Source organism: Lewinella sp., from assembly GCF_050633125.1.
GTDB lineage: Bacteria > Bacteroidota > Bacteroidia > Chitinophagales > Saprospiraceae > Lewinella.
This window is the reverse complement of the sequence record NZ_JBOEFX010000101.1, coordinates 33,473-44,052: the sequence shown is the minus strand read 5'-3', so window position 1 is coordinate 44,052 and position 10,580 is coordinate 33,473. Positions and strand designations below refer to the sequence as shown.

Below are 10,580 nucleotides of genomic sequence, written 5' to 3'. Positions count from 1 at the left end.
TCAAACTTCCGATTTCCCACTTTGGGTGCGGTAATTTATGGGCGACTATGCCTATCTTGTGAGCAATCAAGGTAGGAGAAGATGACGAACAACAAAATGCTTGTAGAAGAACGAAGCCGCGACATTGGCAACTTTTTGGTGGGGCGGCTGCTTCCTTTTCGGCGCAAGCGCCAAGTAGGGCCATTTACCTTTATTGACCACATGGGGCCTTCTGTGATTGGGCCAGGAAACTACATAGATGTAGACCAACATCCGCATATCGGGTTGTCGACACTGACCTACCTGCTCGAAGGCGAAATGGAGCATAGAGACAGTACCGGAGCGGAGCAATTGATCACCCCTGGGTCTGTGAACTTTATGACTTCAGGCTATGGCGTGACCCATACAGAACGTACGCCACAACACCAACGAGACGGTGGCTCCTACCCTGTTCATGGTTACCAAGTGTGGGTGGCACTGCCCAAAGAAAAAGAGGAGATGGCTCCCAGTTTTGTGCATATCCCCAAGGCTGATCTGCCGCAATGGGAAGACAAGGGTATGAAGCTGACGCTGGTGGCGGGGGAAGGTTTTGGGCGAAAATCTCCACTGCCCGTCCACTCTCCTTTATTTATGATGGATATCAAAACTGATAAGTCTAACCATCTGGATATCAAAGGACAGCTAAAGGGAGAGATTGCGATTGTGGTTGTAAAAGGAGAGGTCATCAGCGACGATCAAAAGATTGGTCAAGGACAAATGCTGATTGCGAAAACAGAAGACGAATGTTGCCTGGACTTGGCTGCCGATACTCACTTATTGTTATTTGGTGGACAACCGTTGGAAGAAGAGCGTTTTCTGTACTGGAATTTCGTCTCCTCAAGTAAAGACCGCATTGAACAAGCAAAAGCCGACTGGCGGGCCAAAGAATTTCCGGCGGTACCGGGTGATGATACTTACATTGCGCTGCCAGGATAGAATGCTGCGCGACAGCGTGATTTTTGACGTAAAGCGGCTATTTTTTTTCTATGGCTAAGACGATATTGATGTTAAAACATCCTTGACTATGATCCTTCTTCCACAGCGCCTTTTTGACAGTCCACAGGTAAGTACGATTCTACGAGATGGTAATGTTTGCATTCTGCGAAAATCATTAACAGAAAATATTGTACAACGAGAAGGCTATATCTCTAATCATGTTATTTCGATGGTGCTGTCGGGCGAACAACAGCTGCGCACTTATGAGGGCAAGGTGATCAAGGTGCGTACAGGAGAGTTGCTATTTATTCCTAGGGGTGTTTACTATGTGACGGACTTACTGCCTGAGAAAGGCGGGAATTTTGAGAGTGTACTTTTCTATTTTAATGATGATATGATCAGGGAGTTTTTCACAAATACCACAGTCAAAGAAGTGACGCGGGAGAAAGTACCGGAATATCTAAAGTTCCCAATTACCGCGCCCCTCAAATCTTTTGTAGAAGCGACGCTGCAAATTTATGAACAGCACCGCCTACGTACCAAGGGGGTACTTGAATTAAAAATTCTGGAATTGCTCCTGCTCCTTAATCATCAAAATGGAGATCAAACTTTCGCTAACTTTCTTTTCCGATTGACTTTGCCCAAGAAGCGTAACATCAAATCGTTCATGAAGGAAAACTATGACAAACCGCTAAAGGTCGAAGATTACGCCTACCTGACAGGCCGTAGCATGAGTACGTTTAGAAGAGACTTCAAGGCTTACTTTGATACTACACCGCAACAATGGCTCAAAGAGCAACGACTTGAAAAAGCCTTGATATTATTGAGCAAACAAGAAATGAGCGTGACGGAAGTTGCATACGAAGTGGGCTACGAAAACATCTCTTATTTCATTCGGGCCTTTAAAGACAAGGCAGGCTTGTCTCCTAAACAGTATATGCTGGCTTTGCACAGGAATAATTTAAAACACTAATCGTTTTCTAACAACAAAAACACACACAGTTTGTGTCTTTATTGATTTTTTCTTACTTTTACCTGTGAACAATATCGACCAATTGTTCACCAATCAGCGGAACTACCCCTCACTGGTCTGTGAGGTGAAATCGGAGTTTTTTTTAACACAATGCTGGCTCTACTCCTTCTGGAGTGGAGGTATAGAAGTGTGCCCTTGCCATAGAGGTAAGCGGTGCGTGGTGAACCGGATGGAAATTACTCCATAGAATGGGTGGGTTCCCGCCCTGGCGGGCGTGCGCACAATTGAAATCGACATTCTCCTGCGCCCTTTCTATCACTACCCTAAAATGTTCCACCCTCCTGACACTAATTGACGCCTCTGTGTTATTTCTGCCCGATACTGGTTAGATTAACTCTCCACCAATCCCGATTTTTGTGGCCTAAATAAAGCATAACAATGAAAATCACATTTATCGGTTTAGGGATTATGGGCAGCCGCATGGCAGCGAATCTTCTAAAAACGGGTGCAGACTTAACTGTTTACAATCGGTCGAGCGAAGCTATGCAGGCATTGGTAGCCAAAGGTGCTACCGCGGCAAACAGCATTACTGACGCGGTAAAAAATGCCGATATCGTTTTTAGTATGTTGGCTACGCCAGAGGTTGTACGCAACTTGTTCTTTGGACAAAAGGGAGCTTTAGCAGCAATGCAACCCGAAGCTATTTGGGCAGACTGCACCACCGTTAACCCATCTTTTAGTAAAGAAGCTGCGCTGGAAGCACAACAATATGGCATTCGCTTTGCGGATACACCTGTAGCTGGCACTAAACCACAGGCTCAGAATGCTGAACTTGTTTTCTTCGCGGGAGGCGACGACGCTACTTTAGCAACCATCGCACCTTACCTAGACGCAATGGGAGCAAAAACGATCACATTGGGAACTACTGGGCAAGGAGCCTCTTTTAAAATGCTGGTCAATATCATGTTGGCACAATCGATGATTATATTCTCGGAAGCGGTCATTCTTGGTGAAAAGATGGGGATTGATAAAGATTTCTTACTCAATACCTTGCCCAATCTTGCTGTAGCCGCTCCTTTTACAAAGTTCAAGGCTGAAATGGTTCGACAGGATGATTACGAAGTGCAATTTCCATTGGAATGGATGCAAAAAGACCTTCACCTTGCTGCGCTTACCGCCTATGAGCACCAACAGCCCCTTTACCTTGCCAATTTAGCTAAAGAGCTGTTTGCCTCAGCCAGTAAACAAGGGATGAGTCGGCTTGATTTTGCGGCTATTCATCGTTATTTGGAAACCAAGTAGTTGTGCTTCTTATGATGTTAACATAAAGCATCAAAATCGCATGATGAAGTCCGTGAGGTTGGTATTGGTATCCAGGTCGAGTTTTTTGCGGAGACGATAACGGCTGATTTCTACTCCCCTCACCGAAATATTCATTAGGGGAGCAATCTCCTTCGTGGTAAGGTTCATACGCAGGTAGGCGCAAAGTTTTTGATCTTTGGGCGTCAAATCGGGGTAGGCTTCCCGCAAATTGCGCAAAAAGTTTTCGTGTACCTGGTCAAAGTAGGCTTCAAATTGTTCCCAGTTGCTATCGAGGCGAATATTACCGTCGATGGTGTGGATGATTTTTTGCAGCTTTTTGCGGTTTTCTTCCGTACTTGCTTGTTTATGAACCTTCACCAGCTCTTTTTTTATCTTGAGCAGTACTTCTCCTTTTTGGACCAAGTGCATGGTTGCCGAAGCCAATTGTGAGGTTCGATGCTTGACATCCGACTGCAAATTTTCGCTTCGAAGGCGGTCAATCTCTTCTTCTGATTTTTCCTTTTCCTGTTGAAACTCCGCCTCCTTTTTTGCCAGCGTTTTGGCTTGATTAGCCTCTAATTCCTGGCGTTCCTTTTCTATTTTTTTAGAAAAATAAACGAAGACGCCTCCCAGTGCAAGTGCCGCAAACAAGAAGTAGAAAGATTTTGCCAGCGAAGAAGCATACCAGGGAGGCAGTATTGTAAAGCGATACACAACAGGGTCACTGATCGTGCCGTAGGTGTTTTTGGCTTGTACCTGAAACTCATAATCTCCGCTCTCAAGATTGGTATATTCTTTATCTGTTCGCGTACTCCATTCCGACCAATTTTCTTCGTAGCCTTTTAACCAATAGCGGTAAGTCAATTGGTCTATTTGTTCGTAGAAAGGCGCCGCATAGGAGAAATGTAGGGCGTTAAGATGACTGGCAAGTTCATTTTCATCATCAACCGACACCTGTGGATAAGAAAGACCTTCGCCAAAAAGCAAGGAGTCCGTTCCTGAAATGGTTCGTACTTGACGCAATAGTACATTGAGTTGTAAATCTCGTTGTTCTCCCCTTTCTGGCGTATAAATTACAAAACCTTTTTCTGTTGCGATAATGGTATTATTTTCATCAACAGCGAAAACCTCCTCAAAACCATCCACCAATCCTTCTTGTAAATGATTGAAAAAAAACTGATCAATTTCCGGCTGCTCAAGGAATCCCTTTTCCTGAATATCAAAATATCCAAATTCTTTATCGATTGAAAACCACAATCGTTCTTCTTCGTCTTGTAGTAGGCGTTGAATCTCTTGTTCGCCACCCAATATTTTATTGAAGGTTTCGTAGGGCTCAAAATGATCCTTTTCTTGATCATAGGTATAGATTCCCCTGAGCGTAGTAAATAAAACCTCTCCATCAATTTTGAGTACATTGATAGCTATATTCCCCGGCAGGCCATCTTCTTCGCTAAAAAAACGTACATCCACCCGCTGGTTATCGTCTTTGAGTTGAACTTTAAACAAGCCCTTGTAAGCATGCGATACCCATATATTGCCGTCCTTGTCTTGCTCCATTACCCGAGCGGACTCGTCAAAACCTTCTATATGATGCTTATATCGCCAATTGGCCGAAGAAGCCTCATCCTCTCCTGTTTTTTCATAAAGGAATAAGCCTGTATAACCTCCTTCTATAGCCAGAGATGTAGATCCGGCCAGTGGCATTAATTTCCATGCACCCTGAGGGGGAGAAATAGGATATACCCTCCCTTGTTTCAATTGAAAAGTACCAGCATGAGAATTTATAATAAACGATTCGCCCAGACGATTCAATCCCCATATCTGGCCATTTACCCCATTAACTTTTCTCACCTGGTTGCGAATATTACTCTTGTAGAGCAAAGGCCAGTCAATACTAAAAAGCCCCTGATTGGTTCCCAGGTACAATTTTCCTTCATACAATTCAGCAGCGTAACCGGTACCCTGCAATCCTATTTCATCGGCTATCCGGGCAAAAGGTTTACTAACCTCTACGTAGTCAATTCCATTATCCAGGGCCAGCCAATAATTATTCAACCGGTCTAGCGCAATAGCCAACACGGTATTATTCTGCAATCCAGAATCTTTATTGAGATGAACCAGCGTTTTCCCCTCCTGGTCTATGACTACCAAGCCGTCCTGAGCAGTACCAATGGCAATATCGTTATTGGGTAGTAACAACGCACAGTAAGCTTGATTTTTTTGCAAAAACGATGAAACCTCTGTCTGCCAATGAGTAATCTTATCCTTGGAAAAACGATAAAGACCGGAAAAATCAGAAATAATCAACAGTTCGTCATCCAAAGGGAGAATGCTCGCTATCCGAAAGTCATCAAATTGTTCCCCACCGGGCAACAATACAAATTGGCCATCTTCCCAACGCACCAAACCTCTCCCCCGTTCCTGCGCGTACAATTGATCTTTGACAAAGAAGAAATTCTGAAATCGTTGAGGAGATTTGATTATCAAAAAGGTATCATTTTCATAAACGAACAGTGCTCTTTGTGTACAAAAGAAAACACGCTCTTCTGTTGGAAATATTTTCCAAACGTCTTCAAAATTACGATCCTCTGGCGCCAACTGATCCGTTAAAGAATGGTACTCAACCTGAGCTTGTTTGTTTTTAGCCAACCAACCAAATTCATCCTGCCCGCCCACAAAAATACGGCCATCTAATCCTTTTGTTACGGAACGAACAATCGTCCGATTAGGCATTGGCAACGCCTCCCAGCGGGTTCCATCAAAAAACAACACCCCCTTGTTGTTACCAAAAACCATCATTCCATTATCATCCTGGATAACGCTCCAATTTTGAGTACCGGCATTGTACTCTTCTTTGGAAAAAGAAATAACCTGCGGAATCCCCAAAGCAGTGGATTGCGCAATAGATTCTGATGATAATCCGATCAAAAAAAACAGTAATATCCCTAGTCGGCTGATTTGTGATGTAGCCATAGTATTGTTATGAGAAAGTAAAATCTACTTACGGACAAACATTAATGATCAATGATTGTACAAGCTTCTTCCTTTGTTTATTGGGTTGAGTTCATGCATCCCTCTTTAAACGAAGATAGCTGATTAATTGAAATGATGTAGTAATGATGAGGTATTATGTTAGGTACATGACCATAGACGTATAAGTGATGTATTCACACCACCCATATAGTTCATAAATTTGGAAGCATAAAATTTAACGAAATTAAAATCCAGCAAAATGAGCAATTCCCCAACATACCTTCTAACAACACTCCTCCTCTCCAGCATACTATTTGCTTGCAACAAGCCAGAAGAAGTCGCTGGTTGCCAATTTCCTACTGATATAGAAAACAGCTACGAACTCATCTGGAGTGATGAATTTGATGGCACTGAGATTGACGGCAGCAAATGGTCCTACGACCTCGGAGATGGTTGTGACCTGGGCATTTGCGGCTGGGGCAATAACGAACTGGAGTACTACACCGACCGTCCGGAAAACGCTTACCTGGAAAATGGCAACTTGGTCATAAAAGCTCGTAGGGAATTACCACTTTACCTCAATCAATACCAGTACACTTCGTCGCGATTGGTTACAAAAAACAAAGGTGATTTTCGCTATGGCCGAGTAGACGTCAAAGCACGCTTACCTATCGGCCAGGGACTATGGCCCGCCATCTGGATGCTGCCTACCGATGAGGCTTACGGTGGTTGGCCACGTAGTGGTGAGATCGACCTCATGGAAAACATAGGCAGTGAACCCGACCGCATTTTTGGCACCATTCATTACGGGCATGATTACTGGCGCTTTACTTCTGAGGGAATCACCAAAGAAGAAGGGCCAAATTTCACCGAAGACTTTCATGTATATACCCTGCTCTGGAACGAAGATTGTCTTATGATGATGGTAGACGGAGAAAAATATGCCGGCCCTTACTCAAGAAGTACAACGCTACCTACGACTTGGCCTTTTGATCAAAACTTCCACCTTTTACTTAACGTAGCCGTAGGTGGCAACCTGCCAGGCAACCCTACTCCTGCAACCCAGTTCCCTCAAACGATGGAAGTGGACTATGTACGTGTTTTCTCGGAAAAATAACCCCAAGCCATTTTCCTTCATGTTCCTAATTTAAAACCTACAAGATGAATAAGAATATTTCTTACATCGTTTCCACTGCACTCATTGTTGCACTTGGGGGCTTCCTCATGGGCTTTGACGCCTCAGTGATTTCAGGCGTGAATAAATTCATTGAACTAGAGTTCAGTCTGACCAAACTAGAAGTAGGCTGGGCAGTGAGTTCACTTACCCTCACCGCTACGCTGGCCATGCTAGTGGCAGGGCCATTAAGCGACAAGCTAGGGCGCCGCCAAGTACTCAAATACGCGGCTATCCTGTACGCCCTTTCAGCAATTTTATCGGCCATTGCACCTTCGTTTATTGCACTCGTATTAGCCCGAATGCTGGGCGGTCTCGGAGTAGGAGCTTCTCTGATAATTGCTCCCATGTATATTGCCGAAATCTCACCTGCCGCGATACGTGGCCGCATGGTGTCGTTTAATCAATTGAACATTGTCTTGGGTATTTCTGTCGCTTTCTTCACCAACTATTTGATTCTACAATTGGGTAGTTCCGATGCCAGTTGGGCACAGACGCTCAATTTCGACAAATGGAACTGGAGATGGATGCTTGGTATCGAAGCCATTCCTGCTGTGCTTTATTTCCTCGGCTTATTTTTCGTTCCTCGCAGTCCACGTTGGTTGGTCATGAAAGGAGAGTTCGACGAAGCCCTCGAAGTGATGAGCAAAGCCACTGGCCCACAAGTCGCCAATCAGGAGATGTCAGAAATTCAGAAAGCCATTGCTAGTGATACCGGCAAGAAAACAGCTCCACTCAGCGAGCTTTTCAAAAAATCCATGACACTGGTGCTTACCATCGGTATTGTCATTGGTGTACTGCAACAGATCACAGGTATCAACTCTGTTTTCTTCTACGCCCCCATGATTTTCGAGCAGTCTGGCATTGGTACAGATGCTTCTTTCTCCCAAGCTATTTACGTAGGGCTCATCAATTTGGTGTTTACACTAATCGCTATCGCACTCATCGATAAACTGGGCCGTAAACCCTTGCTCGTTGGTGGTATGGCGGGTATTGTTATCTGTATGTTCTTACTGGCCTACAGTTTCAATTCTGCTACTTATACCCTTACGGAAACTGCCGTCACCAGCCTACCAGCCGAAATTAATAAAGATGCGCTGGCTACCATGATCGGCACCACCTTTGACAATGACTTGGACTATAAAGCATCCTTATCAGCTGCAATTGGTGATGCTGCGGGCACTTATGAGTCGGATCTTCTGAAAGGAGCTATTAACATTAACCCGACCATGGTACTATTGGGAATTCTTGGCTTTGTAGCCTCCTTTGCTGTCTCTATCGGGCCGGTGATGTGGGTGCTCTTTTCCGAACTGTTCCCCAATAAAGTACGGGCCCTCGCTATTTCCTTTGTAGGACTGATCAACTCTGCCGTCAGCTTTTTGGTACAACTGGTCTTCCCTTGGGAGCTTGCGACCCTTGGTACCGGTACTACCTTTATGATCTATGGTGTATTTGGCTTAATAGGCCTTATCTTCATTCTCATGGTCGTGCCTGAAACCAAAGGAAAGTCGCTGGAAGAACTTGAACGACAGCTTGTCAAATAAGATTCCAGAACTTGCCTTTCGGCAAAATGTCGAAAAGTGTAGAGGGATGCGAAGCGATTGTATCGCTACTTTGAGTAGATTGTAGAGGAATTTTAATAACGCTAGTAGAAACGGCTTGTAAATTCCCCAACATCGACTCTTATAATCGAAGTTGGAAATTAATGCTTAATGGTCTGCTAATCCCTTTACCCAAAGGGCGTGAAGCGTCCCGTATCCCTCTACTTTGACTTTTTTCAAAAAAAATCTAACTATTGTGATCAGACTAAGTTTCCTCCTCTTTGCCTTTGCTACATTGCAGGCATGTACGCCTTCTCAATCTTCCGAAGATCCAACATCGGATATTACAACGGCAGAAATTCGCCAAACGGATGGCAATTACCAGCTCTTTGTAAATGGTGAACCTTTCTTTATCGAAGGTGCCGGCCTCGAATTTGGTAATATAGAAGCACTCGCAAAACACGGTGGCAACTCCTTTCGTACTTGGCGAACCGACAATGGCCAATCCAGCGGCCAAGAGGTGCTCGATCGGGCAGAGGCCAGCGGACTATATGTAACCATGGGCATCGAGGTAGCCCGTGAGCGACACGGCTTCGACTACGATGATGAAGCAGCCGTCAAGGAACAATTCGAAAGAATAAAAACCGAAATCTTGGCGTATAAAAATCATCCTGCACTCATCATCTGGGCCATTGGCAACGAACTCAACCTCCGTTCAACGAACCCTAAAGTTTGGGACGCTGTCAATCAGATTTCTGAATATATCCACGAAGTAGACCCTCACCACCTCACCACTTCTACCCTAGCGGGTATCGACAAAGAGCTGATTGATCATATCAAGGAAAGAGCTCCTGATTTGGATCTGCTCAGTATCCAGATGTATGGCGATATCGTAAACCTTAAACAAAAGGTCACCGAATCAGGCTGGACCGGCCCTTACATGGTCACCGAATGGGGAGCTACCGGCCACTGGGAAGTACCAACGACGGCTTGGGATGCACCACTGGAAAACAACAGCACCCAGAAAGCCAACTTCTACCAAGAACGCTACCAAACGGCTATTTTACCCAACCTCGACCAGTGCGTAGGTTCTTATGTCTTCCTCTGGGGACAGAAGCAGGAACGTACTCCCACTTGGTACGGCATGTTTATGCCTGATGGTGAAGAAACGGCTTCCGTAGACGTGATGCACTACCTGTGGAATGACACCTGGCCCAATAACCGCAGCCCACAACTGGACTCCTTCCTACTCAACGGGCAAGTAGCAAGCAGTAGCATCTACCTGGACGCCGGAGCAACCTACCCCAGCCAGGTTTTCGCCAGTGACCCCGATGGTGACCCAATCACCTATCACTACGAAATCAAGCCAGAAAGCACCGACCTTGGCGATGGTGGCGACCATGAGTCTGTCCCTCATTCCTTGGAAGGATTGATCGCCGAAAATGGGAAAGCTGCAATCACCTTCACCGCTCCCGAAGTGGAAGGTGCCTACCGTATACTGGTAACCGTAGCCGATGGACAAAACCACATGGGCCACGCCAACATTCCGTTTTATGTGAAAGCGAAGAAGTAGGACGTATTTGAGCTTCCTTTTCCCATTTTCATATAAGTGTTAAGCAAAGAATAGACTTGTTCTATTCCGACATGAGTCATCCCGAATTTT

Annotated in this window: 7 protein-coding genes; 6 read left to right on the top strand and 1 reads right to left on the bottom strand. The window is 45.0% G+C overall.

The features are described from left to right. The first annotated feature begins 81 nt into the window (after positions 1–81). The 3 genes from ACRBG0_RS20900 (at position 82) to ACRBG0_RS20890 (ending at position 3,229) form a co-directional block, all read left to right on the top strand. Entirely contained in the window at positions 82–954 is an 873-nt protein-coding gene (locus ACRBG0_RS20900; RefSeq protein ID WP_431488793.1) for a pirin family protein, read from the top strand. Between the two features lie 88 nt (positions 955–1,042). Further along, positions 1,043–1,927, top strand: a complete 885-nt coding sequence (locus ACRBG0_RS20895) for a helix-turn-helix domain-containing protein (protein ID WP_431488792.1) — start codon at positions 1,043–1,045, stop codon at positions 1,925–1,927. A 438-nt stretch (positions 1,928–2,365) separates the two neighbouring features. Further along, the gene (locus tag ACRBG0_RS20890; RefSeq protein ID WP_431488791.1) at positions 2,366–3,229 is read left to right on the top strand and encodes an NAD(P)-dependent oxidoreductase; all 864 of its coding nucleotides are present in this window, start codon (positions 2,366–2,368) and stop codon (positions 3,227–3,229) included. 30 nt (positions 3,230–3,259) lie between these two features. On the opposite strand, the gene ACRBG0_RS20885 is transcribed toward ACRBG0_RS20890, so the two are convergent. After that, positions 3,260–6,202, bottom strand: coding sequence for a triple tyrosine motif-containing protein (locus ACRBG0_RS20885; protein WP_431488790.1), 2,943 nt, complete (start codon positions 6,200–6,202; stop codon positions 3,260–3,262). Positions 6,203–6,461: 259 nt separating this feature from the next. On the opposite strand from ACRBG0_RS20885, the gene ACRBG0_RS20880 reads away from it, so the two are divergent. The 3 genes from ACRBG0_RS20880 to ACRBG0_RS20870 all read left to right on the top strand — a co-directional run bounded on the left by ACRBG0_RS20880 (position 6,462) and on the right by ACRBG0_RS20870 (position 10,490). After that, the gene (locus ACRBG0_RS20880) at positions 6,462–7,319 is read left to right on the top strand and encodes a glycoside hydrolase family 16 protein (protein ID WP_431488789.1); all 858 of its coding nucleotides are present in this window, start codon (positions 6,462–6,464) and stop codon (positions 7,317–7,319) included. A 44-nt stretch (positions 7,320–7,363) separates the two neighbouring features. After that, positions 7,364–8,920: a sugar porter family MFS transporter gene (locus ACRBG0_RS20875; RefSeq protein ID WP_431488788.1), complete on the top strand. Its 1,557-nt coding sequence runs from the start codon at positions 7,364–7,366 to the stop codon at positions 8,918–8,920. A 253-nt stretch (positions 8,921–9,173) separates the two neighbouring features. Continuing rightward, positions 9,174–10,490, top strand: coding sequence for a glycoside hydrolase family 2 TIM barrel-domain containing protein (locus ACRBG0_RS20870; RefSeq protein ID WP_431488787.1), 1,317 nt, complete (start codon positions 9,174–9,176; stop codon positions 10,488–10,490). Positions 10,491–10,580: the final 90 nt, after the last annotated feature.

Excerpts from the sequence above, each read along its gene's own strand:
- ACRBG0_RS20900 (WP_431488793.1), top strand. The coding sequence starts at position 82 with ATGACGAACAACAAAATGCTTGTAGAAGAACGAAGCCGCGACATTGGC.
- ACRBG0_RS20895 (WP_431488792.1), top strand. The coding sequence starts at position 1,043 with ATGATCCTTCTTCCACAGCGCCTTTTTGACAGTCCACAGGTAAGTACG.
- ACRBG0_RS20890 (WP_431488791.1), top strand. The coding sequence starts at position 2,366 with ATGAAAATCACATTTATCGGTTTAGGGATTATGGGCAGCCGCATGGCA.
- ACRBG0_RS20885 (WP_431488790.1), bottom strand. The coding sequence starts at position 6,202 with ATGGCTACATCACAAATCAGCCGACTAGGGATATTACTGTTTTTTTTG.
- ACRBG0_RS20880 (WP_431488789.1), top strand. The coding sequence starts at position 6,462 with ATGAGCAATTCCCCAACATACCTTCTAACAACACTCCTCCTCTCCAGC.
- ACRBG0_RS20875 (WP_431488788.1), top strand. The coding sequence starts at position 7,364 with ATGAATAAGAATATTTCTTACATCGTTTCCACTGCACTCATTGTTGCA.